A 24,152-nucleotide genomic window follows, 5' to 3' on the forward strand; every position below is an offset into this window, starting at 1 on the left:
TGCCCGCAGCCGGCCGCGCCGCGTCGTCTGCACGAGAGCGATCCTCACATTCCAGGACCCAGGAGACGAGAATGTCCGCTGTACCGAACGAAGTGATGAAGTATGTCGCCGCCGAACGTGACGACGACCCGCAAGAAACCGTCGAGTGGCTGGAGTCGCTCGATGGCGTGATCTCCTCCGTGGGCACCGGCCGCGCGCATTACCTGATCGAAAAGCAGATCGAATTCGCTCGCATGCACGGCGAGCACCTGCCGTTCTCCGCCAATACCCCGTACATCAACACGATTCCGGTCGAAGCCCAGGCGAAGATTCCGGGCGACCAGGACATCGAGCACCGCATCCGTTCGTACACGCGCTGGAACGCGCTGGCGATGGTGCTGCGCGCGGGCAAGGACACGAACGTCGGCGGCCACATCGCGTCGTTCGCGTCGGCCGCGACGCTCTACGACGTCGGCTACAACCATTTCTGGCACGCGGCGTCCGACCAGCACGGCGGCGATCTCGTGTTCGTCCAGGGCCACTCGTCGCCGGGCGTGTACTCGCGCGCGTTCCTGCTCGGCCGCCTGACGGAAGAGCAGCTCGACAACTTCCGCCAGGAAGTGGACGGCAAGGGCATCTCGTCGTACCCGCACCCGTGGCTGATGCCGGACTTCTGGCAGTTCCCGACCGTGTCGATGGGTCTCGGCCCGATCATGGCGATCTACCAGGCGCGCTTCATGAAGTATCTGGAATCGCGCGGCATCGCGAAGACGGAAGGCCGCAAGGTGTGGGCGTTCCTCGGCGACGGCGAGACGGACGAGCCGGAATCGCTCGGCGCGATCGGCATGGCGAGCCGCGAGAAGCTCGACAACCTCGTGTTCGTGATCAACTGCAACCTGCAGCGTCTCGACGGCCCGGTGCGCGGCAACGGCAAGATCATCCAGGAACTGGAGTCGGAATTCCGCGGCGCCGGCTGGAACGTGATCAAGGTCATCTGGGGCAGCCGCTGGGATGCGCTGTTCGCACGCGACAAGACGGGCGCGCTGATGCGCCGGATGATGGAAGTCGTCGACGGCGAATACCAGACGTACAAGTCGGAGTCGGGCGCCTACGTGCGCGAGCACTTCTTCAACACGCCTGAACTGAAGGCGCTCGTCGCCGACTGGTCGGACGACGACATCTGGGCGCTGAACCGCGGCGGCCACGATCCGCACAAGATCTACGCGGCGTTCCACGAAGCGACCAACACGAAGGGCGCGCCGACCGTCATCCTCGCGAAGACCATCAAGGGCTACGGGATGGGCGAGTCGGGCCAGGCGATGAACATCACGCACCAGCAGAAGAAGCTGCCGGTCGAGCAACTGAAGAAGTTCCGTGACCAGTTCCGTCTGCCGATCACCGACGAGCAGATCGCCGACGTGCCGTACCTGAAGTTCGAGGAAGGCTCGAAGGAACTCGAATACATGCGCCAGAAGCGCATGGACCTCGGCGGCTACCTGCCGCACCGCCGCGAGAAGGCGACGTCGCTGCCGGTGCCGGCGCTCGACGCGTTCGAGCCGCTGCTGAAGGGCACGGGCGAAGGCCGCGAGATCTCGACGACGATGGCGTTCGTGCGGATCCTGAACATCCTGCTGAAGGACAAGGCGCTCGGCAAGCGCGTCGTGCCGATCGTCCCGGACGAATCGCGTACGTTCGGCATGGAAGGCCTGTTCCGCCAGATCGGCATCTGGAACCAGGAAGGCCAGAAGTACGTGCCGGAAGATTCCGACCAGCTGATGTTCTACAAGGAATCGCAGACCGGCCAGATCCTGCAGGAAGGCATCAACGAAGCGGGCGGCATGTGCGACTGGATCGCGGCGGCGACGTCGTATTCGACGCACGGCGAGATCATGGTGCCGTTCTACATCTTCTATTCGATGTTCGGCTTCCAGCGCATCGGCGACCTCGCGTGGGCCGCGGGCGACATGCGTTCGCGCGGCTTCCTGCTGGGCGGTACCGCGGGCCGCACGACGCTGAACGGCGAAGGCCTGCAGCACGAAGACGGCCACTCGCTGCTGTGGGCGGCATCGGTGCCGAACTGCGTGAGCTACGACCCGACGTTCGGCTATGAACTCGCGGTGATCGTCCAGGACGGCCTGCGCCGCATGGTGCAGGACCAGGAAGACGTGTACTACTACATCACGGTGATGAACGAGAACTACGAGCACCCGGCGATTCCGCAGGGCGAGCACGTGGCGGCCGACATCATCAAGGGCATGTACGCGTTCAGGAAGGCCGACGCCGACAAGAAGGCGCCGCGCGTCCAGCTGCTCGGCGCGGGCACGATCTTCAACGAAGTGATCGCCGCCGCCGACCTGCTGAAGAACGACTGGGGTGTCGCCGCCGACCTGTGGAGCGTGCCGAGCTTCACCGAACTCGCGCGCGAAGGCCATCAGGTCGAGCGCTGGAACCTGCTCCATCCGACCGAGGAGCGTCGCCTGTCGCACGTGCAGAAGTGCCTGAAGGACACGCAGGGCCCGGTCATCGCATCGACCGACTACGTTCGTGCGCTGGTCGACCAGATCCGCGGCCAGATCGATCGCCGCTTCGTCGTGCTGGGCACCGACGGCTTCGGTCGTTCGGACACTCGCGAGAAGCTGCGTCACTTCTTCGAAGTCGACCGTCACTGGGTCACCGTCGCGGCGCTCAACGCGCTGGCCGACGAAGGCACGATCGAGCGCAAGGTGGTCGCGGACGCGATCGCCAAGTACAACCTCGATCCGTCCAAGCCCAATCCGATGACCGTTTAACGCACACGCCGTGTGATGCCGCGCGCCGCTCCCGCGGGGAGCGCGCGCGGCCATGGAGACAGAAACAGATGAGTCAAGCGATCGAAGTGAAGGTGCCGGATATCGGCGATTACAAGGACGTGCCGGTCATCGAGATCGGCGTGAAGGTCGGCGATACGGTCGAGCCCGAGCAGTCGCTCGTCACGCTCGAGTCGGACAAGGCGACGATGGACGTGCCGAGCCCGGTAGGCGGCGTCGTGAAGGAAATCAAGGTCAAGGTCGGCGATTCCGTGTCGGAAGGTTCGCTGATCGTCCTGCTCGAGGGCGGCGCGGGCGCGCAGGCGAACGGCGCGGCCGCGCCGGCCGCGGCTCCCGCTCCCGCTCCCGCAGCAGCGCCGGCACCGGCCGCCGCCGAGCCCGCTGCCGCACCGGCCGCGTCCGGCGGCACGCTCGAAGTGAAGGTGCCCGACATCGGCGACTACAAGGACGTCCCGGTGATCGAGATCGGCGTGAAGGTCGGCGACACGGTCGAGAAGGAACAGTCGCTCGTCACGCTCGAGTCGGACAAGGCGACGATGGACGTGCCGAGCCCGGCCGCCGGCGTCGTGAAGGACATCAAGGTCAAGGTGGGCGATTCGGTGTCGGAAGGCACGCTGATCGTGCTGCTCGAAGCCGCCGGCGCACCGGCTGCCGCCGCACCGCAGGCCAGCGCACCGGCTCCGGCCGCGGCCGCGCCGGCGCCTGCCGCCGCGCCGGCACCGGCGAAGGCTGCGCCGGCACCGGCTGCCGCCGCGCCGGCCCCGGCCGCCGCGCCGTCGGGCGAATATCGCGCCAGCCACGCATCGCCGTCGGTCCGCAAGTTCGCACGCGAACTCGGCGTCGAAGTCGCGCGCGTGCAGGGCTCGGGTCCGAAGGGCCGCATTACGAAGGAAGACGTCACGGGCTTCGTGAAGGGCGTGATGACGGGCCAGCGCGCGGCGCCGGCCGCGGCAGCCGCGCCGGCGGGCGGCGGCGAGCTGAACCTGCTGCCCTGGCCGAAGGTCGACTTCTCGAAGTTCGGCCCGTTCGAGGCGAAGCCGCTGTCGCGCATCAAGAAGATCTCGGGCGCGAACCTGCATCGCAACTGGGTGATGATCCCGCACGTCACGAACAACGACGAAGCGGACATCACCGAGCTCGAGGCGCTGCGCGTCCAGCTGAACAAGGAACACGAAAAGGCGGGCGTGAAGTTCACGATGCTCGCGTTCGTGATCAAGGCGGTCGTTGCCGCGCTGAAGAAATTCCCGACCTTCAACGCGAGCCTCGACGGCGACAACCTCGTGTTCAAGCAGTACTTCCACGTCGGTTTCGCGGCCGATACGCCGAACGGCCTCGTCGTGCCGGTGATCCGCGACGCGGACAAGAAGGGCCTCGTCGACATCGCGAAGGAAATGAGCGACCTCTCGAAGGCCGCGCGCGAAGGCAAGCTGAAGCCGGACCAGATGCAGGGCGGCTGCTTCTCGATTTCGTCGCTCGGCGGGATCGGCGGGACGAACTTCACGCCGATCATCAACGCACCGGAAGTGGCGATCCTCGGGTTGTCGCGCGGCCAGATGAAGCCGGTGTGGGACGGCAAGCAGTTCGTGCCGCGGCTCATGCTGCCGCTGTCGCTGTCGTATGACCATCGTGTCATCGATGGCGCGGAAGCCGCGCGGTTCAATGCGTATCTCGGAGCGTTGCTCGGGGATTTCCGTCGCATCATTCTTTGATGAGCGGGGTGGGGCTCGCGGGGGCGTGGTTTTGGGTTGGTTCTCCACGCACTTGTCGGTGAACCTGTTGCGCTAACGGTCTGCTAGCGTCGCCCCCGCGCGGGGCGGCGGTCACTTTTCTTTGTCTTCCAAAGAAAAGTAACCAAAAGAAAGGCGCGTCCTTGGGCGGACGGCAAAGGTGGTTCTGCCCAGGTTCGCTGTTTTTGTCAGGCCGTAGCCGTAGTCGGTTCTCTCGCGGGTTCCTCCCCCTCTGTCTGCAGTCAATCAAGAAGGGGACAGTCATGAGTCTCATCGAAGTCAAGGTTCCGGATATCGGCGATTTCAGCGGCGTCGATGTCATCGAAGTCAACGTCAAACCCGGCGACGTGATCGAAAAAGAGCAAACGCTCATCACGCTCGAATCCGATAAAGCCTCCATGGAAGTGCCCAGCGACGTCGCCGGCACCGTCAAGGAAGTCAAGGTCAAAGCCGGCGAGAAAGTCTCGCAAGGCACCGTCATCGCCATCGTCGAAGCGTCGGCAGGCGCAGCCGCGCCCGCTCCCGCGAAAACGCCCGAAGCGCCGAAGCCCGCAGCCGCCGCACCGGCTCCGGCCGCAGCCGCGCCCGCGCCGCAAGCCGGCAGCTACAGCGGCGCCGCCGACATCGAGTGCGACATGCTCGTGCTCGGCGCCGGCCCCGGCGGCTACTCGGCCGCGTTCCGCGCCGCCGACCTCGGCATGAAGACCGTACTCGTCGAGCGCTATTCGACGCTCGGCGGCGTGTGCCTGAACGTCGGCTGCATCCCGTCGAAGGCGCTGCTGCATACGTCGCTCGTCGTCGAGGAAGCCGCGGCGCTCGCGTCGCACGGCATCACGTTCGGCAAGCCGCAGGTCGATCTCGACAAGCTGCGCGACTTCAAGGGCGGCGTCGTCAAGAAACTGACGACCGGCCTCGCCGGCATGGCGAAGGCGCGCAAGGTCGAAGTGGTCACCGGCGTCGGCGCGTTCGTCGATCCGTTCCACATGGAAGTGCAGGGCGAAAACGGCAAGAAGGTCGTCAAGTTCAAGCAGGCGATCATCGCCGCGGGCTCGCAGGCCGTGAAGCTGCCGTTCATGCCCGAAGACCCGCGCGTCGTCGATTCGACGGGCGCGCTCGAACTGCGCCAACTGCCCAAGCGCATGCTCGTGATCGGCGGCGGCATCATCGGCCTCGAAATGGCGACGGTCTACTCGACGCTCGGCGCCGAGATCGACGTCGTCGAAATGATGGACGGCCTGATGATGGGCGCCGACCGCGATCTCGTGAAGGTCTGGGAAAAGTACAACGCGAAGCGCTTCGGCAACGTGATGCTGAAGACCAAGACGGTCGGCGCGGAAGCGAAGGAAGACGGCATCTACGTGAAGTTCGAGGGCGAGAAGGCGCCGGCGGAAGCGCAGCGCTACGACCTCGTGCTCGTCGCGGTGGGCCGCAGCCCGAACGGCAAGAAGATCGGTGCCGACAAGGCGGGCGTCGCGGTCACGGATCGCGGCTTCATCGACGTCGACAAGCAGATGCGCACGAACGTGCCGCACATCTTCGCGATCGGCGATATCGTCGGCCAGCCGATGCTCGCGCACAAGGCCGTGCATGAGGGCCACGTCGCCGCGGAAGCCGCGCACGGCGAAAAGGCGTACTTCGACGCACTGCAGATCCCGTCGGTGGCCTACACCGATCCGGAAGTGGCGTGGGCCGGCAAGACCGAGGATCAATGCAAGGCCGAAGGCATCAAGTACGGCAAGGCCGTGTTCCCGTGGGCCGCTTCGGGCCGCGCGATCGCGAACGGCCGCGACGAAGGCTTCACGAAGCTGATCTTCGACGAGGAAACCCATCGCGTGATCGGCGGTGCGATCGTCGGCCTGAACGCGGGCGACCTGATCAGCGAAGTGTGTCTCGCGGTCGAAATGGGCGCGGACGCGGAAGACATCGGCAAGACGATCCACCCGCACCCGACGCTCGGCGAATCGGTCGGCATGGCCGCCGAGCTGTATGAAGGCGTCTGTACGGACCTGCCGCCGCAACGCAAGAAGTAACGCGACCGGCACGGCCGGCTGCGCGCCGGCCTCGAAACAACGCCGCCGCCCGGGCAAACCGGGCGGCGGCGTTTTGTTTTGCCTGGCGCGCGACAGCGCTCGAAGGCGACGGGCCGTTGCCGCCCGCGCACGCTGCCGCGCCAGAAACGAAAAAGCCGCGCTGGGCGCGGCTCTTTCAGGAGCAGGGGACGCTTACGCGGCCGGCTTGCTCGAACGACGTGCGGCAGCGGCGGTTGCGGCCTTCGTTGCGACGGCAGCAGCGGCGTTGAAGTTCGTTTCAGCGATTTCCACCGCTTGCTTCGTGGCCTTCTGAACCGTTTCGTACGTGGTGTTCGCAGCGTTCAGTGCCGACTTCAGGGCGGCGACAGCCGTTTCCGAACCGGCCGGGGCGTTCTTCGCGACGTTGTCGACGAGTGCCTGGACCTTCTTGTTCTGCTCGTCGAATTGCGCTTCGGCGACCTTCGCGAACTCGGCTTGCGTCGACGAGGCGATTTCGTACAGGTGACGGCCGTACGACAGCACCTTTTCCGCGACCGGCTGCGACAGGCTCGCTTGCAGCGCGATCAGTTCCTGCGCGTCCTTCACCGACAGCAGACGCTGCGCGTTTTCCTGGCCTTCGGCCAGCGTCGACTTCACGACTTGCAGGTTGAGTTCGATCAGCTTTTCGACGCCTTCGAACGCCTTGGTCGTCAGACCGAACAGGCTTTCGAGGTTGGCTTTTTGGGCGGCGGCGATTTGCTCGGGGGTCAGCAAGGACATGTCAGGCTCCTGAAAAGCGATCGCGTCGATCGCAGGATAAAGGGCACTACGCTGGGGAACTTCGGCGCCGCGTGCTTTGTGCAACGCAGCAATGAGGCCTATTTTAGGGCAGAGGGCACGGATGTCAAGCATTTTTTGTGCGTTGCACAATCGCGACAAATTATCGATAAAACAACGAGTTATCGCGCCCGTTCGGAATCGGTTTCATACGTGTTCCCACATGGTGCGCACGGCGGCGGGGCAAACGCGCCGCACCATGATCACGCACAGGTAAACCTGACAGGCCCATGGAACGTTATCCTTCTGTTCCTGTCGAAAAACGCGCCGTTTCGATGCGCGTGCCGTGGCGACGTGCCGCCGTCACGGTCGAGACCGGCGCCCTGGGCACGCCGAGCACCGGATACGTACTTTCCCCGCTTTAAATTGCCTCCGAAGTGACGTTATCTCAATTAACCGCGTGGTAATCGGGAGACGGGCGCTGTCGGGCAGTGCATCCCATCGATTTTTTCGATGGGAGCGGAAGAGTCGATTGGCCGGAGTTTGGCCGACTCTTACATTCCGGTTTAAAGACGATCGGTAAGTGCCTAATATTGCTCTTTTTTTCAGCTTTAACTACACTTGCGGAAACCTCCCGCCCGCTTTGTCCAGACCCCAATGAAAGCCGAATCGTTTTCACCGCGCAGATTGTTGCAGAGCATGACGCTCGGCACCGCTGTGTCGGTCGCAGTCGCGTTGCTGGCGACCACCGCGTCCGTCACGCCTGCTGACGCCTTCGCCGCCACTGCGAAGACCCAAGCCGCCAAGAAAAAGGCCGTCGCTCCTGCTTCGTCAGCGAAGAAGAAGTCGGCCAGGGCGACCTCCGACAAATCCGCCAAGGTCGCCGACGCCGATGCGCCGCGCGCGAAGGCGTCGCGAAAGCGCGTGACGCTCGCGGCGAACAACCTGCATGGCGGCCATCGCGGCGCGGTGCGCAAGGTCGCGTTCCAGCCGCGCCGTCCGACGGTCGGCCAGGCGTTCGGCCTGCACGACACGCCCGACGCGCTCGCGCTGCGCTCGAGCGTCGCGTACGTCGTCGACCAGAATTCCGGCGAGCCGCTGTTCGACAAGAATTCACACGCGGTCGTGCCGATCGCGTCGATCTCGAAGCTGATGACGGCAATGGTCGTGCTCGACTCGAAGTCGCCGATGACCGATCAGCTCGAAGTCACCGACGAAGACCGCGACTACGAGAAGGGCACGGGCTCGCGCCTGTCGGTCGGCTCGGTGCTGTCGCGCGAGGACATGCTGCACATCGCGCTGATGGCGTCGGAAAACCGCGCGGCCGCCGCGCTGTCGCGCTACTACCCGGGCGGCCGTCCGGCGTTCATCGCGGCGATGAACGCGAAGGCGAAGTCGCTCGGCATGACCGATACGCATTTCGAGAATTCGACCGGCCTGTCGAGCTCGAACGTGTCGAGCGCGCGCGATCTCGTGAAGATGGTCAATGCGGCGTACCAGTACCCGATGATCCGCCAGTTCTCGACCGATCGTACCTACGAGGTGTACACGGGCAAGCGCAATCTCGTCTACAACAGCACCAACGCGCTGATCCGCGGCAACGGTTCGTGGGACATCGGCCTGCAGAAGACGGGCTTCATCAACGAAGCGGGCGAATGCCTCGTGATGCAGGCGACGATTCACGGCCGGCCGATGGTGATGGTGCTGCTCGATTCGTTCGGCAAGTACTCGCGTTTCGCCGATGCCTCGCGCCTGCGCAACTGGCTCGACGCCGGCGGCGGCGAGCGCCTGACGGCGGCCAACACGCCGAGCGGCGGTACCTGATCGCGTGCGGTGGTTTGCCGCCGTACCGTACCGGTCGCCGCAACGAAAAGCCCCGCAATCGCGGGGCTTTTTTTGTCTGGGAACCGCCGCCGAACCTGGCCGACGGCGCGGCTTACGCCTGCCGCTGCAGCCCGTCCACGTCCTTCGCGGGCGCCGGCCGGTAGCCGAGCGATTCGGAGATGGTGAGCGCCGTCCGGCTCAACTGGCCGAGCCACGCGTCCTGCAGCCGGTCGGCCGGCGCCGACAGCGACAGGCCCGCGACGAGCTTGCCCGAATCGTCGTAGATGCCGGCCGCGATGCAGCGCACGCCGAGTTCGAGCTCTTCGTTGTCGCGCGCGCACGATTGCTGGCGGACGATCGTCAGCTCACGCTCGAGCTTCGCGATATCGGTGATGCTGTTCTGCGTATGACCGGACAGCCCCGTGCGCGTCGCATACGCACGCACGCGCGACGTTTCGTCGGCCGCGAGGAACAGCTTGCCGACCGACGTGAGGTGCAGCGGCGCGCGACCGCCGATCGCGCGGACGACCTGCATCCCCGAGCGCTCGGAGTACGCGCGCTCGATGTAGACGATCTCGTCGCCCTGGCGCACCGACAGGTTCACGGTCTGCCCGGTGAGGCGGTGCAGCTCGCGCATCGGCATCAGCGCCGCGTCGCGCACCGACAGGCGCGCCTTCACGAGATTGCCGAGCTCGAGCAGCCGCATGCCGAGGCGGTAGGTGCCGGGATCGGAGCGGTCGACGAGGCGGCAGGTCACCATGTCGTTGAGGATGCGGTGCGCGGTCGACGGGTGCAGCTCCGTGCGCTGCGCAAGTTCCTTCAGGCTGACGGGGTCACTGTGCGCGGCGAGCGCGTCCAGCAACCGCATCATGCGTTCGATCACCTGGATCGACGTTTTTGAATCCGGGGTGGGTTGGCTCATGTCGGGGGAGGAATCGGTTGACGCGGCAAGCGGTATTGGATCGATTGTATCTCGTATCGTGAAAAAAGCGAACGCCGTTCGAGGAAGTCCTCGTTTCGCGCATCGCGGGCTTGCGCGGGGGCCGGCGTTGGTCTTGCCGGACAAACGTCGGATAATGAGAGCCGTTTTCTCGAAGGAGCACGTATGCGAGTCGGTTTGTTCGTGACCTGCCTGGTCGACCTGATGCGCCCCGAAATCGGCTTTTCGGCGCTCAAGCTGATTCGCGACGCCGGCTACGAGGTGGTCGTGCCGCCCGCGCAGACCTGCTGCGGCCAGCCGGCCTACAACTCGGGCGACCGCGCGCTCGCGCGCGACCTCGCGGAAAAGACGCTGCGCGAGTTCGAGCCGTTCGATTACGTCGTCGCCCCGTCCGGTTCGTGTGGCGGGATGATCCGCGCGCACTACGCCGATCTGTTCCGCGACGATCCCGAGCTGATGGGGTGCTACACGCGGTTCCAGCAGAAAGTTTACGAACTGACCGATTTCCTCGCGAACGTCGCGAAGGTGTCGCTGGCGCCGGGCGAATTCGCCGGGCCGGTCACCTATCACGATTCGTGCTCGGGGCTGCGCGAGCTCGGCGTGAAGGCGCAGCCGCGCGCGCTGCTCGCGCAGCGCGGCGTGGCCGTCACCGAGATGAAGGACTGCGAGCACTGTTGCGGCTTCGGCGGCACGTTCTCGGTGAAATACGGCGACATCTCGGCGGCCATCGCGGATGAAAAATGCGCGAACGTGCGCGCGTCGGGCGCGGCCACGGTGGTGCTCGGCGATCTCGGCTGCATGCTGAACATCGAAGGGCGGTTGCGCCGCACCGGCGACCGCGACACGCGCGTGCTGCACGTCGCGCAGGTGCTGGCGGGCGACGTCTGACGCCCGGTTCCGCTCACTTTTCCCCGATACCGCGATGCAAGTCCAATCGATGCATTTCAAGGCGCGCGCCGGCCAGAAGCTGGCCGACCAGCGCTTGCAGCAGAACCTGAAGAAGCTGTCGACGAAGTTCGTGTCCGCGCGCGCCGACGCGATGACCATGATCGACTTCCCGGCCACGCGCGCCGCGCTGAAAGCGCGCCGCAATCGCGCGCTCGAGAATCTCGACGTGTGGCTCGAGGCGTTCGAGCGCGAGGCGACGCGGCGCGGCACGACGGTGCTGTTCGCCGAAACGACCGCGGACGCCGCGCGGCTCGTGGCCGACATCGCGCGCCGGCACGACGTGAGGAAGGTCATCAAGACCAAGTCGATGGTGTCCGAGGAAATGCGCCTGAACGCGGTGCTCGCCGAGATGGGCGTGCAGTCGATCGAGACGGACCTCGGCGAATACATCCTGCAGATCAACGACAACGAGCCGCCGAGCCACATCATTGCGCCCGTCGTGCACAAGGACAAGGACGAGATCGCCGACCTGTTCGCGCGCACGCATGGGCGCGAGCGGCTCACCGAGATCCCGGACATGACGCGTGAGGCGCGCGAGGTGCTGCGCCCGCATTTCATGTCGGCCGACATGGGCGTGACGGGCGGCAACTTCGTGATCGCCGAAACGGGTTCGGTCGCGATCGTGACGAACGAAGGGAACGAGGGCATGTGCACGGTGATGCCGCGCGTGCATGTCGCGGTGACGGGCATCGAGAAGGTGCTGCCGACCCTCGAGGATCTCGCGACCGCGATGCGGTTGCTGCCGCGTTCCGCGACCGGGCAGAAGACGTCGAACTATTTCTCGCTGCTGACCGGGCCGCGCGGGCCCGGCGACGAGGACGGCCCCGAGCACAACTACGTGGTGCTCGTCGACGGCGGCCGCACGGGCCTGATCGGCGGCGAATTCCAGGAGATGCTGCGCTGCATCCGCTGCGGCGCGTGCATGAACCATTGCCCGGTGTACCAGAAGGTCGGCGGTCATGCGTACGGATGGGTCTATCCGGGGCCGATGGGATCGGTGCTGACGCCGAGCTACGTCGGGCTCGAGCGCACGCTCGACCTGCCGCAGGCGGCGACGCTGTGCGGTGAATGCGACAGCGTGTGCCCGGCCGGGATTCCGTTGTCGCACCTGTTGCGCACGTTGCGCGAGAAGCAGGTCGAGCGCCATCTGCGGCCGTGGCGCGAACGCGCGGCGCTCGCCGCGTGGGGGTTCTTCGCCCGGCGCCCGATGCTGTATGCGCTGACGACCAAACTCGCGGTGCGCGTCCTCGAACGGCTGGGCGGCGACGGCGGCATGCTGCGGCGCCTGCCGATGATGGGCGGCTGGATGGATACGCGCGACATGCCGACACCGACCGGGCGCACGTTCCGCGAGTTGTACGCGGCGTCGCAAAGTCACCTCGGCTGACACTGTTCAGCGCGCGGCAACAGTGCGTTCGCTATTTGCATATTTATCTTGATAGATGCGGTCTATAGAATCTCGTCTGTAGTCCCCGGAATCGGGTTTCGGGGTACGAGGTCAACGAGGTCCGCATCATGAAAAAGACAATATCGATGTACTGGCCGCTGGCAATCGTGGTTCCGCTGGCAGCGGTTGCCTATCTGCATGCGATGGCCGATGCGCCGTCGCGCGGCCCGCTCGCGGTTCACCAGGCGTCCGCCGAACTGGCGCGCGCGGTGTCGTTCGGGCTGGTCGGCGACGCCGCCCAGCCGCTGCCGGCGGCATCCGGCGACATGGCGCTCGCTGCGCCGAAGGCGCTGTAATGCATGGCGCCGTCGCTTCGCGCGGCGGCGCGATGTCGGCCGCCTTTGTATAATGGCGCGTTCTTCTCCCACGCGGTTCGCCGCGGCTTCCCGATAGTGCGATGACGCGCGTTGCGATCTGTTTCGTCTGTCTCGGCAACATCTGCCGTTCGCCCACCGCGGAGGGCGTGATGCGCCACCAGGTCGATGCGGCCGCACTGGCCGACCGGATCGCGATCGATTCGGCCGGCACCGGCGACTGGCACGTGGGCGAACCGCCGGATACGCGTGCGCAGGCGGCGGCCCGCAGCCGCGGCTACGATCTGTCGGCGCTGCGCGCGCGGCAGGTGAGCGTGGCGGATTTCGAGCGTTTCGACCTGCTGCTCGCGATGGACGAAGCGAATCTCGCCGAGCTGCGCCGCCGCTGCCCACCGCAGCATCGCGACAAGGTGCGCCTGCTGATGGAATTCGCGCCGGGCGCGACCGAAACCGAAGTGGCCGATCCGTATTTCGGCGGCGCGCAGGGCTTCGAGCAGGTGCTCGATCAAATCGAGCGCGCATGCGCGGGCCTGCTGGAGACGCTCCGCGCGCGCACCGCGCACTGACCGCGCGCTATTCAGCGGTCTGCGAATACCCTTTCAAAGGCATGGATACTTGACTAAAAACGTCAAATATTTATACTTGACCAAAATCGTCAAGATTGCAGTCCCCTAGACACCATGAGACTCACCACCAAAGGCCGTTTCGCCGTCACGGCGATGATTGACTTGGCACTGCGCCAGGAGCAGGGCCCGGTGACGCTTGCAGGCATCAGCCAGCGCCAGCGGATTTCGCTCTCGTATCTCGAACAGCTGTTCGGCAAGCTGCGCAGGCATGAAATCGTCGAATCCGTGCGCGGCCCGGGCGGCGGCTACAACCTCGCGCGTCGCGCGCAGGACGTCACCGTTGCCGACATCATCATCGCGGTCGATGAACCGCTCGACGCCACGCAGTGCGGCGGCAAAGGCACGTGCGACGGCTCGAAGCAGCCCGACGGCCATTGCATGACGCACGAGCTGTGGTCCACGCTCAACCAGAAGATGGTCGAATACCTCGATTCGGTGTCGCTGCAGGATCTCGTCGATCAGCAGCGCGCACGCGAGGGCGCCCCTGCGGTGCTGCGCGACCGGCGCGCGCCGGAGCCCGTCGCCGCACCGGCCGAGCCCGTGCGCACGATGCCGCTCGGCCCCAATTCGGTGTTCAACATCGCGAGTTCGTGAGCGCGAAGGCGCCCGCCATACCCCATAACGCACATAGTCCCTGCATAGAATACCCGGAGCGACAGATGACCCAAGAGACTCTCCACCTGCCCATCTACATGGATTACAGCGCGACGACGCCCGTCGATCCGCGCGTGGTCGACAAGATGGTGCCGTACCTGCGCGAGCAGTTCGGCAACCCGGCGTCGCGCAGCCATGCCTACGGCTGGGACGCGGAGCGCGCGGTCGAGGAGGCGCGCGAGCAGGTGGCCGCGCTCGTGAACGCCGATCCGCGCGAGATCATCTGGACGTCGGGCGCCACCGAGTCGGACAACCTCGCGATCAAGGGCGCCGCGAACTTCTACAAGGGCAAGGGCAAGCACATCATCACGGTGAAGACCGAGCACAAGGCCGTGCTCGACACGTGCCGCGAGCTCGAGCGCGACGGTTTCGAAGTCACCTATCTCGACGTGAAGGACGACGGCCTGATCGACCTCGACGTGTTCAAGGCCGCGCTGCGCCCGGACACGATTCTCGTGTCGGTGATGCACGTGAACAACGAGATCGGCGTGATCCAGGACATCGAGACGATCGGTGAAATCTGCCGCGAGAAGGGCATCGTGTTCCACGTCGATGCCGCGCAGTCGACCGGCAAGGTCGCGATCGACCTCGCGAAGCTGAAGGTCGACCTGATGTCGTTCTCGGCGCACAAGACCTACGGCCCGAAGGGCATCGGCGCGCTGTACGTGCGTCGCAAGCCGCGCGTGCGCATCGAAGCGCAGATGCACGGCGGCGGTCACGAGCGCGGGATGCGGTCGGGCACGCTGGCGACGCACCAGATCGTCGGCATGGGCGAAGCGTTCCGCATCGCGCGCGAGGAAATGGCGACGGAGAACGAGCGCATCCGCATGCTGCGCGACAAGCTGCTGCGCGGCCTGTCGCAGATCGAGGAAACCTACGTGAACGGCGACATGGATCGCCGTGTCCCGCACAACCTGAACATCAGCTTCAACTTCGTCGAAGGCGAGTCGCTGATCATGGCGATCAAGGACGTCGCGGTGTCGTCGGGGTCCGCGTGCACGTCGGCGTCGCTGGAGCCGTCGTACGTGCTGCGCGCGCTCGGCCGCAACGACGAGCTCGCGCACAGCTCGATCCGCTTCACGGTGGGCCGCTTCACGACGGAGCAGGAAGTCGACTTCGTGGTCGATCTGCTGAACAGCAAGATCGCGAAGCTGCGCGAGCTGTCGCCGCTCTGGGAAATGCACCAGGAAGGCATCGATCTGTCGACGATCGAATGGGCCGCACACTGATACCGCATTGAATGCAACCGCGGGCGGATTGACGCACGCAGACGTAACGAGTCAAGGAGTCTGAGTCATGTCTTACAGCAACAAGGTTCTGGATCACTACGAAAACCCGCGCAACGTCGGTTCGTTCGCGAAGGACGACGACACGGTCGGCACGGGCATGGTCGGCGCGCCGGCATGCGGCGACGTGATGAAGCTGCAGATTCGTGTCGGCGCGGACGGCGTGATCGAAGACGCGAAGTTCAAGACCTACGGTTGCGGTTCGGCGATCGCATCGAGCTCGCTCGTCACCGAATGGGTGAAGGGCAAGACGCTCGACGAGGCACTGTCGATCAAGAACACGCAGATCGCCGAGGAACTCGCGCTGCCGCCGGTGAAGATTCACTGCTCGATCCTCGCGGAAGACGCGATCAAGGCAGCCGTGGCCGACTACAAGAAGCGCCACGACACCAAGGAAAGCGATCAGGCAGCAGCCTGAACGGCATCGAGCGGCTAGGGAAGGAAACGCGGCGGGCCCCGGCGGCGCGCCGCGGCAAGGACATCATGGCAATTACACTGACCGAAAAAGCAGCACAGCACGTGCAGAAATACCTCGTCCGTCGCGGCAAGGGTGTGGGCCTGCGGCTTGGCGTTCGCACGACCGGGTGCTCGGGGCTCGCATACAAGCTCGAGTATGTCGACGAGCTGGCTCCCGAGGATCAGGTGTTCGAGAGCCATGGCGTGAAGGTCGTCGTCGATCCGAAGAGCCTCGCCTATATCGACGGCACCGAGCTCGACTTCGCCCGCGAAGGCCTGAACGAAGGGTTCAAGTTCAACAACCCGAACGTGAAGGACGAGTGCGGGTGCGGGGAATCGTTCCGCGTGTGACGCGGCTCCCTCCGCGCGATGCGGGCAACAGGCGGCACGGGCCGCCTTTTTAATGTGCGGCGTTTGCCGCGCGACGAACCGGAATTGAACGCGACGATGGTTTCGCTGAAAGACAGCCATTTCGACCTGTTTCATCTGCCGGCGCAATTCGCGCTCGACGAGACGGCGCTCGACGCCGCCTATCGGACGGTGCAGACGCAGGTGCACCCGGACCGCTTCGCGGCGGCCGGCGATGCGCAAAAGCGCATCGCGATGCAATGGGCCACCCGCGCGAACGAGGCGTACCGCACGCTGCGCGATCCGCTGAAGCGCGCGTCCTATCTGCTGTCGCTGCGCGGCGTCGACATCGGCGCGGAAAACAACACGGCGATGGAGCCCGCCTTCCTGATGCAGCAGATGGAATGGCGCGAGGGCATCGAGGATGCCGCGGCCGCCCGCAACGTCGACGCGCTCGATGCGCTCCTCGCCGAGTTGCGCGACGAGAAGCGCGTGCGCGTCGAGCGCCTCGGCACGCTGCTCGACAGCGGTGCGGACCAGGCCGCCGCGGAAGCCGTGCGTCAGCTGATGTTCATCGAACGGGTCGCGTCGGAAGTGGGCGCGCAGATCGAGCGCCTCGAAACTTAACCGCGTGCCTTGCGGCACGCGCAGCAAACGGGCCGAGCGCCCGAACGAACCAAGATGGCTTTACTGCAAATTTCCGAACCGGGCATGGCGCCGGCGCCGCACCAGCGGCGACTCGCCGTCGGGATCGATCTCGGCACGACGAACTCGCTCGTCGCCGCCGTGCGCAACAGCGTGCCCGAAGTCCTGCCGGACGAAGCGGGCCGCGTGCTGCTGCCGTCGGTGGTCCGTTACCTCGAGAAGGGCGGCCGCCGCATCGGCTACGAAGCGAAGGAGCAGGCCGCGACCGATCCGCGTAACACGATCGTGTCGGTCAAGCGCTTCATGGGTCGCGGCAAGGCCGAGGTCGAAGGCGCGGCGAACGCGCCGTACGAATTCGTCGACGCGCCGGGCATGGTGCAGATCCGCACGATCGACGGCGTGAAGAGCCCGGTCGAAGTGTCGGCCGAGATTCTCGCGACGCTGCGTTATCGCGCGGAAGACACGCTCGGCGACGAGCTGGTCGGCGCGGTGATCACGGTGCCCGCGTATTTCGACGATGCACAGCGCCAGGCGACCAAGGATGCCGCGCGCCTCGCCGGCCTCAACGTGCTGCGCCTGCTGAACGAACCGACCGCCGCGGCGATCGCCTACGGCCTCGACAATGCGGCCGAAGGCCTTTACGCGGTATACGATCTTGGCGGCGGCACGTTCGACCTGTCGATCCTGAAGCTGACGAAGGGCGTGTTCGAGGTGCTGGCCGCGGGCGGCGATTCCGCGCTCGGCGGCGACGATTTCGACCACGCGCTGTTCGGTCACGTGCTCGCGCAGGCCGGTATCGACGCGAAGACGCTCGCGCCCGAGGACGTCCGCCTGCTGCTCGACCGCGTGCGCGTGCTGAAGGAAGCGCTGTCGTCGGCACCCGAGGCCGCACTCGACGTGACGTTGTCGAGCGGCGCGCATCTCGTGCAGACGATTTCGCACGACACGTTCGCGTCGCTCGTCGAGCCGCTCGTGCAGCGCACGCTCACGCCGACCCGCAAGGCGCTGCGCGATGCGCAGGTCACGCCGGCCGACATCAAGGGCGTCGTGCTCGTCGGTGGCGCGACGCGCATGCCGGTGATCCGCGACGCGGTCGCCAGATATTTCGGCCAGCCGCCGCTCGTGAACCTCGATCCGGACCAGGTCGTCGCACTTGGCGCGGCGATCCAGGCCGATCTGCTCGCGGGCAATCGCGGCACCGGCGACGACTGGCTGCTGCTCGACGTGATTCCGTTGTCGCTCGGTGTCGAGACGATGGGCGGCCTCGTCGAGAAGATCATTCCGCGCAACTCGACGATTCCGATCGCGCGCGCGCAGGAATTCACGACCTTCAAGGACGGCCAGACCGCGATGGCGATCCACGTCGTGCAGGGCGAGCGTGAGCTCGTCGCCGACTGCCGGTCGCTCGCGCGCTTCGAGCTGCGCGGCATTCCGCCGATGACGGCGGGCGCCGCGCGCATTCGCGTGACCTATCAGGTCGACGCGGACGGCCTGCTGTCGGTGTTTGCACGCGAGCAGTTGTCGGGCGTCGAGGCGTCGGTCGTCGTGAAGCCGTCGTACGGCCTCGCCGACGACGACATCGCGAAGATGCTGGAAGACAGCTTCAAGACCGCCGAAATCGACATGCGCGCCCGTGCGCTGCGCGAAGCGCAGGTCGAGGCCGAGCGGATGCTCGAGGCGACGCAGGCCGCGCTGGCGGCCGATGGCGAACTGCTCGAGGCCGACGAGCGCGCGCAGGTCGACGCGCTGGCCGCGGCGCTGCGCACGGTCGCGCAGGGCGACGATACGCATGCGATCGAAGCGGCGACCAAGGCGCTGGCCGACGGGACCGACGAATTCGCGGCGCGCCGGATGGACAAGAGCATCAAGCGCGCGCTGTCGGGTCGCCGGCTCGACGAGATCTGAACCTACGAACCGCGCATCGGCCGGCAACGGCCCGCGCGATGATGAACGTGCGGCGCATGGCGCCGCACCCTGACTGACGGAACGAACATGCCTCAACTGGTGGTGCTGCCTCACGTCGAACTGTGCCCGGACGGCGCGGTGATCGACGCGACGCCCGGCAAGAGTATCTGCGACAACCTGCTCGATCACGGGATCGAGATCGAGCATGCATGCGAGAAGTCGTGTGCATGCACGACGTGCCACGTGGTGATCCGCGAAGGCTTCAACGATCTGGCGCCGTCCGAGGAGGACGAGGACGATCTGCTGGACAAGGCGTGGGGCCTCGAGCCGACGTCGCGCCTGTCGTGCCAGGCGATCGTGAGGGAAGATTCGGACCTGGTGGTCGAGATCCCGAAGTACTCGATCAACCACGCGAAGGAAAATCACTGACAGGAACCGGAGGCAGGCGATGAAATGGACCGATTCGCGTGAAATAGCCATTGCGCTGGCGGACAAGCACCCGGACATCGACCCGCAGCGGATCAACTTCGTCGACCTGCGCCAGTGGGTGCTCGAACTCGACGGCTTCAATGACGATCCGGCGCACTCCGGCGAGAAGATCCTCGAGGCGATCCAGGCACACTGGATCGACGAATCGGATTTCGACGACGAGGACTGACCGGCCGGGGCGTGCACGGTAACGATGCACGCCGCGCCAATGAAAAACGGCTCGCGAGCGCTTTGCTCGCGAGCCGTTTTCGTTTTGAGCGAACTGCCCGCGCACGACACGCAGGCAGCGGCCGCCGGTGATTACACCATCGGCGTTAAGCGCCGACCAGCGTGCCGTTCTCGATCCGCACACGCTGGCCCTGGCCGAACGGCGGCGGGTTGCGGTACGTGAACGTGCGCGTCGCGCCGCTTTCCATCTGCACTTGCACCTGATAGTCGGTTTCCGCGCGAACCTGCTTCTCGACCTGGTTGCCGGCGAGCCCGCCGCCCAGCGCGCCGATGATCGTCATCGCGGTGCGGCCGTTGCCGTTGCCGAACTGGTTGCCGAGCAGGCCGCCGGCCGCCGCGCCGCCCACGGCGCCGATCCCCGAGCTCTGGCCCGGCGTGCGCGTCTGCGTGATCGAGACGACCGTGCCGCAGCTCTGGCAGTAGGTCTGCGCAGGCGCCGACGGCTGCTGCGCGTATTGCGGCGGCTGCGGGGCGGTCGTGTGACGGCGGTGCGGCGTAGCCGGGCGCGGCGCCGGCTTCGGCTCGGCCTGCGCGACGGCCGCCTTCTGCTGCGCGGCCGCCTGTTCCGCTGCCTGCCGCTGCGCTTGCGCGGCCAGCGCGGCGCTGGCGGCCGCGGCCGTATCGACGGCCGGCTGCGACGCGATCAGCGCGGCCTGGGTCTGGCCGTTCTGCTCGTTGCTGCTGGTGGCTTTCGGGAAGACGCCCGTGATCGCTGCCGTCGCCGCGAGGCTGGCGACGATGACGGCGCCGGCCGCGGTGGCGATCAGCGGGTGGAGGCGTTGCTTTTGCGGCGTGGTCTGATTCTGGTTGTCCATTTTGTTCTCCAAGGTCGATCCGGATCGGCGCACGGCGCCGCAGCAGGATCCCACGCTCGGGAGCGAGCAGACTCGGCGTTCCGGCGCCTCGTTCTGGTCCCGTGGTCATGCGTGGTGACGCAACAGGAGTGTCGTCCACGGCCGGGCGGTGCGCCGTATCAAGGTGTAACGAATTGCAGCGGGGCATGGGCGGACGTTTCCGGGAAAACCCGGAGAAGCGCGTCGCCGCGAGGGAATAAAAGGGGGGAGGATCGTAGGCCGGCGGACGCCGGCTGGCGGGATTTACGCGTCGTTACAAACCCGACGCGTGCGCGCCACGGGGGGCGGCGCACACGCGGGGGCGGCCGTCAGTCTTCGCGGCGCAGGTGCGGGAACAGCAGCACGTCGCGGATCGTCGGGCTGTCGGTCAGCAGCATCACCAGACGGTCGATGCCGATCCCGCAACCGCCGGTCGGCGGCATCCCGTATTCGAGCGCGCGGATGTAGTCGGCGTCGAAGAACATCGCTTCCTCGTCGCCCGCATCCTTCTGCTCGACCTGCTTCTTGAAGCGCGCGGCCTGGTCTTCCGGATCGTTCAGCTCCGAGAAGCCGTTCGCGATCTCGCGGCCGGTCATGAACAGCTCGAAACGCTCGGTGATGCCCGGCACCGTATCCGATGCGCGTGCGAGCGGCGACACCTCGATCGGGTAGTCGATGATGTAGGTCGGCTCCCACAGTTGCGATTCCGCGGTTTCCTCGAACAGCGCGAGCTGCAGCGCGCCGATGCCTGCATTCAGGAAGGCCGGTTGCGACACGTCGACGCCGAGGCGCTTCAGTTCGGTGCGCAGGAACGCGTCGTCCGACAGCTGGCCGTCGGTGTAGTCGGGTGCGTACTTCTGGATCGCCTGCGTGATCGTCAGGCGATGGAACGGCTTCGCGAGGTCGAGCTCGCGGCCCTGGTACTGGATCGTCGCGGTGCCGAGCGCATCGATCGCCGCCTGGCGGATCAGTTGCTCGGTGAAGTCCATCAGCCAGCGGTAGTCGGTGTACGCGGCGTAGAACTCCATCATCGTGAATTCCGGGTTGTGACGCGGCGACACGCCTTCGTTCCGGAAATTGCGGTTGATCTCGAACACGCGCTCGAAGCCGCCGACGATCAGGCGCTTCAGGTACAGCTCCGGCGCGATGCGCAGGAACATCTGCATGTCGAGCGCATTGTGATGCGTGACGAACGGCTTCGCGGCCGCGCCGCCCGGGATCGGGTGCAGCATCGGCGTCTCGACTTCCATGAACTCGGCGTTGTCCATGAACTTGCGGATCGACGCGATCGTCTTCGTGCGGGCGCGGAACGTGTCGCGCGTTTCCGGCGTGACGATCAGGTCGACGTAGCGCTGGCGGTAGCGCATTTCCTGGTCGGACAGACCGTGGAACTTGTCCGGCAGCGGACGCAGCGCCTTCGACAGCAGGCGCAGTTCCTTGCACTGGACCGACAGCTCGCCCTTGTTGGTGCGGAACAGCACGCCGCGCGCGGCGACGATGTCGCCGAGGTCCCACTTCTTGAACGCGTCGTAGGTGTCGGCGCCGACGTCGTTCGGCGTCACGAAGAACTGGATCTGGCCCGACCCGTCCTGCACCGTCGCGAAGCTCGCCTTGCCCATCACGCGCTTGAGCATCATGCGGCCGGCGACCGACACCTCGACCGGATTCGCTTCGAGCGCGGCCTTGTCCGAATCGGCGAATCTGGCCTGCAGGTCGGCTGCGTGGTGCTCGGGCCGGAAATCGTTCGGATAGGCGACGCCTTGCTCGCGCAACGCGCGCAGCTTCTCGCGGCGCTCGGCGATGATCTGGTTGTCGTCCGCCGTGACGGCGGGCTGCGTTTGGGTCGGTTCGGTCATGATGGTCGGAATTCGGAGTGGGGTGCGGCAACGCAAACGGGAAGGGCGGCGCGGGCCGGCCGCGCCGCGGCGCTTACACGCCCTGTTTGAGGCTCGCGCTGATGAAGTCGTCGAGATCGCCGTCGAGCACCGCCCGCGTGTTGCTCATTTCGACGTTCGTGCGCAGGTCCTTCACGCGGCTCTGGTCGAGCACGTACGAGCGGATCTGGTGGCCCCAGCCCACATCGGTCTTGCTCGATTCGAGCTTGTCCTGCTCGGCCTGGCGCTTGCGCATTTCGACTTCGTACAGGCGCGACTTCAGCATCGCCATCGCTTCGGCGCGGTTGCGGTGCTGCGAGCGGTCGTTCTGGCACTGCACGACGATGCCGGTCGGCATGTGCGTGATCCGCACCGCGGAGTCGGTCTTGTTGATGTGCTGGCCACCCGCGCCGGATGCGCGGTACGTGTCGATGCGCAGGTCGGCCGGGTTGATCTCGACTTCGATCGAGTCGTCGATTTCCGGATAGACGAACACCGACGAGAACGACGTATGGCGGCCGCCCGACGAGTCGAACGGGGACTTGCGCACGAGGCGGTGGATGCCCGTTTCGGTGCGCAGGAAGCCGTACGCGTATTCGCCCGTGACCTTGACCGTCGCGTTCTTGATGCCGGCGACGTCGCCGTCGGACTCTTCGAGCACCTCGGCCTTGAAGCCCTTGCGTTCGCAGTAGCGCAGGTACTGGCGCAGCAGCATCGACGCCCAGTCGCATGCCTCGGTGCCGCCGGCGCCGGCCTGGATGTCGATGAAGCAGTTGTTCGGATCGGCCGGGTTCGAGAACATCCGGCGGAACTCGATGTCGCCGACGCGCGCCTCGAGCTTCGCGGCGTCTTCTTCGGATGCGAGAAGGGTGTCTTCGTCGCCTTCCTCGCGCGCCAGCTCGAACAGGTCGAGCGCGTCGCGCAGGTCGCTATCGAGCACGGTGAGCGTCGTGACGACGCCTTCGAGCAGCTTTTTCTCGCGACCGAGCGCCTGGGCGTTCTTCGAATCGTTCCAGACGTTCGGGTCTTCGAGTTCCTTGTTGACTTCGGTCAGACGCGCAGCTTTGGCGTCGTAGTCAAAGATACCCCCGAAGCTCGCCCGCGCGGTTGCGCAGGTCGAGCAGGGAGCTTTCGATCGCGTTGAGACGTTCCGCTTCCATGATCGTTCGCTATTCTTGCTTCGTAAAAAAGCGGAATTATAGCCGATCGGTGGGGTTTCCCGGTGACGCGGAGTGTGCTTGCATGCGCGCCGCGGCCCCGTTCGGCGCGGCACGCATGCGGCTCGCGAGTGCCGCGGGCCGGTCGGCCGGGTGCCCGGCGCTCAGCCGGCCGCGTGTTCGACGATCAGCTGGACGCGCGTCACGCCGTTCCACGTATCGGCGACGAGCCGGTACGCGACCAGCGCGCTCGCCGGCAGCGGCTCGGTGTGGTTGAACCAGATCGCGTTGAAGCGCTGGCGGCCGCGCGCCAGCTGCAGCTTCAGGTGCTTTTCCTTCACGAGCGACTGCGACACGACGTCGAATTCGCCCGAGAAAAGCGGGGCCGGAAACCCTTGCCCCCACACGGCTTCGTCGAGCAGGCCGACGAACTGCGGCGTGAAGTACGCATCCTCGAGTTCGCCGTCGGTCTCGATCACGCGGGCCAGCGCATCGTCGGACAGCCATTCGCGCGCGACGGCCTCGAACGCGGCAGCGAAGCGCGGCACGTTTTCGGTGTCGAGCGTGAGGCCGGCCGCCATCGCGTGGCCGCCGAACGCGACGATCAGGTCCGGTTCGCGTTTCGACACGAGGTCGAGCGCATCGCGCAGATGGAAGCCGGCGATCGATCGGCCGGAGCCCTTGACCCGCTTGCCGTCGTCGTCGGCGTGCGCGAACGTGAACGACGGGCGGTGGAATTTTTCCTTGAGCCGGCCGGCGACGATGCCGATCACGCCCTGGTGCCATTCGGGATTGAACAGCGTGATCGTGCATGCGTCGGCCGGATCGACGTCGGCGAGATCGGCGAGCGCCTGCTGCTGCATGCCGGCCTCGATTTCG

The 24,152-nt window shown here is 66.0% G+C and carries 22 protein-coding genes; 16 read left to right on the plus strand and 6 right to left on the minus strand.

Translation table 11 applies throughout. From position 1 onward, the window contains the following. The first annotated feature begins 71 nt into the window (after window positions 1-71). The 3 genes from aceE to lpdA all read left to right on the plus strand — a co-directional run bounded on the left by aceE (window position 72) and on the right by lpdA (window position 6,543). Entirely contained in the window at window positions 72-2,768 is a 2,697-nt protein-coding gene (gene aceE, locus A9Z05_RS33525; protein WP_069621817.1) for a pyruvate dehydrogenase (acetyl-transferring), homodimeric type, read from the plus strand. Between the two features lie 68 nt (window positions 2,769-2,836). Next, window positions 2,837-4,495, plus strand: a complete 1,659-nt coding sequence (aceF, locus tag A9Z05_RS33530) for a dihydrolipoyllysine-residue acetyltransferase (protein WP_069621818.1) — start codon at window positions 2,837-2,839, stop codon at window positions 4,493-4,495. Window positions 4,496-4,776: 281 nt separating this feature from the next. Then, a complete protein-coding gene (gene lpdA / locus A9Z05_RS33535; RefSeq protein WP_069621819.1) occupies window positions 4,777-6,543 on the plus strand; it encodes a dihydrolipoyl dehydrogenase in 1,767 nt (588 codons plus the stop codon). Between the two features lie 192 nt (window positions 6,544-6,735). On the opposite strand, the gene A9Z05_RS33540 is transcribed toward lpdA, so the two are convergent. Continuing rightward, on the minus strand, window positions 6,736-7,302 hold the full coding sequence (locus A9Z05_RS33540; protein ID WP_034188948.1) for a phasin family protein: 567 nt from the start codon (window positions 7,300-7,302) through the stop codon (window positions 6,736-6,738). 654 nt (window positions 7,303-7,956) lie between these two features. On the opposite strand from A9Z05_RS33540, the gene pbpG reads away from it, so the two are divergent. Continuing rightward, entirely contained in the window at window positions 7,957-9,123 is a 1,167-nt protein-coding gene (pbpG, locus tag A9Z05_RS33545) for a D-alanyl-D-alanine endopeptidase (RefSeq protein WP_050013009.1), read from the plus strand. Window positions 9,124-9,235: 112 nt separating this feature from the next. Here pbpG and A9Z05_RS33550 read toward each other — a convergent pair whose 3' ends face one another. Beyond that, window positions 9,236-10,045, minus strand: a complete 810-nt coding sequence (locus A9Z05_RS33550; RefSeq protein ID WP_050013008.1) for an IclR family transcriptional regulator — start codon at window positions 10,043-10,045, stop codon at window positions 9,236-9,238. A 183-nt stretch (window positions 10,046-10,228) separates the two neighbouring features. Between A9Z05_RS33550 and A9Z05_RS33555 the strand changes: the two genes are divergently transcribed. From A9Z05_RS33555 to iscX, 12 genes are all read left to right on the plus strand, one after another. Then, entirely contained in the window at window positions 10,229-10,951 is a 723-nt protein-coding gene (locus A9Z05_RS33555) for a (Fe-S)-binding protein (protein WP_069621820.1), read from the plus strand. A 34-nt stretch (window positions 10,952-10,985) separates the two neighbouring features. Beyond that, window positions 10,986-12,398: a lactate utilization protein B gene (locus A9Z05_RS33560; RefSeq protein ID WP_069621821.1), complete on the plus strand. Its 1,413-nt coding sequence runs from the start codon at window positions 10,986-10,988 to the stop codon at window positions 12,396-12,398. A gap of 128 nt (window positions 12,399-12,526) precedes the next feature. Further along, window positions 12,527-12,754: a hypothetical protein gene (locus tag A9Z05_RS33565; RefSeq protein WP_050013005.1), complete on the plus strand. Its 228-nt coding sequence runs from the start codon at window positions 12,527-12,529 to the stop codon at window positions 12,752-12,754. Between the two features lie 101 nt (window positions 12,755-12,855). Continuing rightward, a complete protein-coding gene (locus A9Z05_RS33570) occupies window positions 12,856-13,338 on the plus strand; it encodes a low molecular weight protein-tyrosine-phosphatase (RefSeq protein WP_069621822.1) in 483 nt (160 codons plus the stop codon). A gap of 114 nt (window positions 13,339-13,452) precedes the next feature. Continuing rightward, window positions 13,453-13,992 carry a Fe-S cluster assembly transcriptional regulator IscR gene (gene iscR, locus A9Z05_RS33575; RefSeq protein ID WP_006401955.1) on the plus strand — a complete coding sequence of 180 codons (540 nt, stop codon included), beginning with the start codon at window positions 13,453-13,455 and terminating at the stop codon, window positions 13,990-13,992. A 65-nt stretch (window positions 13,993-14,057) separates the two neighbouring features. Next, entirely contained in the window at window positions 14,058-15,281 is a 1,224-nt protein-coding gene (locus A9Z05_RS33580) for an IscS subfamily cysteine desulfurase (protein WP_069621823.1), read from the plus strand. 67 nt (window positions 15,282-15,348) lie between these two features. After that, the gene (iscU, locus tag A9Z05_RS33585; protein ID WP_006478389.1) at window positions 15,349-15,756 is read left to right on the plus strand and encodes a Fe-S cluster assembly scaffold IscU; all 408 of its coding nucleotides are present in this window, start codon (window positions 15,349-15,351) and stop codon (window positions 15,754-15,756) included. Window positions 15,757-15,821: 65 nt separating this feature from the next. Further along, window positions 15,822-16,145 (plus strand): iron-sulfur cluster assembly protein IscA, encoded by a 324-nt coding sequence (gene iscA / locus A9Z05_RS33590; protein WP_011885413.1) that lies wholly within the window; start codon window positions 15,822-15,824, stop codon window positions 16,143-16,145. 96 nt (window positions 16,146-16,241) lie between these two features. Then, window positions 16,242-16,769: a Fe-S protein assembly co-chaperone HscB gene (gene hscB / locus A9Z05_RS33595; RefSeq protein WP_006491598.1), complete on the plus strand. Its 528-nt coding sequence runs from the start codon at window positions 16,242-16,244 to the stop codon at window positions 16,767-16,769. A gap of 54 nt (window positions 16,770-16,823) precedes the next feature. After that, on the plus strand, window positions 16,824-18,692 hold the full coding sequence (gene hscA, locus A9Z05_RS33600; protein ID WP_069621824.1) for a Fe-S protein assembly chaperone HscA: 1,869 nt from the start codon (window positions 16,824-16,826) through the stop codon (window positions 18,690-18,692). Between the two features lie 87 nt (window positions 18,693-18,779). Beyond that, a complete protein-coding gene (gene fdx, locus A9Z05_RS33605; RefSeq protein WP_069621825.1) occupies window positions 18,780-19,121 on the plus strand; it encodes an ISC system 2Fe-2S type ferredoxin in 342 nt (113 codons plus the stop codon). Between the two features lie 19 nt (window positions 19,122-19,140). Further along, window positions 19,141-19,350 (plus strand): Fe-S cluster assembly protein IscX, encoded by a 210-nt coding sequence (gene iscX, locus A9Z05_RS33610; RefSeq protein ID WP_069621826.1) that lies wholly within the window; start codon window positions 19,141-19,143, stop codon window positions 19,348-19,350. Window positions 19,351-19,495: 145 nt separating this feature from the next. Here the strand turns inward: iscX and A9Z05_RS33615 are convergent, their stop codons facing one another. From A9Z05_RS33615 to A9Z05_RS33635, 4 genes are all read right to left on the minus strand, one after another. Then, window positions 19,496-20,224 (minus strand): glycine zipper 2TM domain-containing protein, encoded by a 729-nt coding sequence (locus A9Z05_RS33615; protein WP_069621827.1) that lies wholly within the window; start codon window positions 20,222-20,224, stop codon window positions 19,496-19,498. 347 nt (window positions 20,225-20,571) lie between these two features. Then, window positions 20,572-22,098, minus strand: a complete 1,527-nt coding sequence (lysS, locus tag A9Z05_RS33620; protein ID WP_069621828.1) for a lysine--tRNA ligase — start codon at window positions 22,096-22,098, stop codon at window positions 20,572-20,574. A 73-nt stretch (window positions 22,099-22,171) separates the two neighbouring features. Continuing rightward, window positions 22,172-23,276, minus strand: a protein-coding gene (gene prfB / locus A9Z05_RS33625) for a peptide chain release factor 2 (RefSeq protein WP_124504323.1) whose coding sequence is annotated in 2 segments (ribosomal slippage) — window positions 22,172-23,194 and window positions 23,196-23,276 — 1,104 coding nt in all. Because the reading frame shifts where the segments join, the coding sequence is not laid out codon by codon here. Between the two features lie 161 nt (window positions 23,277-23,437). Then, window positions 23,438-24,152 (minus strand): DHHA1 domain-containing protein (locus A9Z05_RS33635; RefSeq protein WP_256122168.1); only part of this gene is annotated, 715 nt, incomplete at its 5' end.

Origin of the sequence: Burkholderia sp. A2, from assembly GCF_001729305.1 — a bacterium.
In the GTDB taxonomy this organism is placed as follows: Bacteria; Pseudomonadota; Gammaproteobacteria; order Burkholderiales; family Burkholderiaceae; genus Burkholderia; species Burkholderia sola.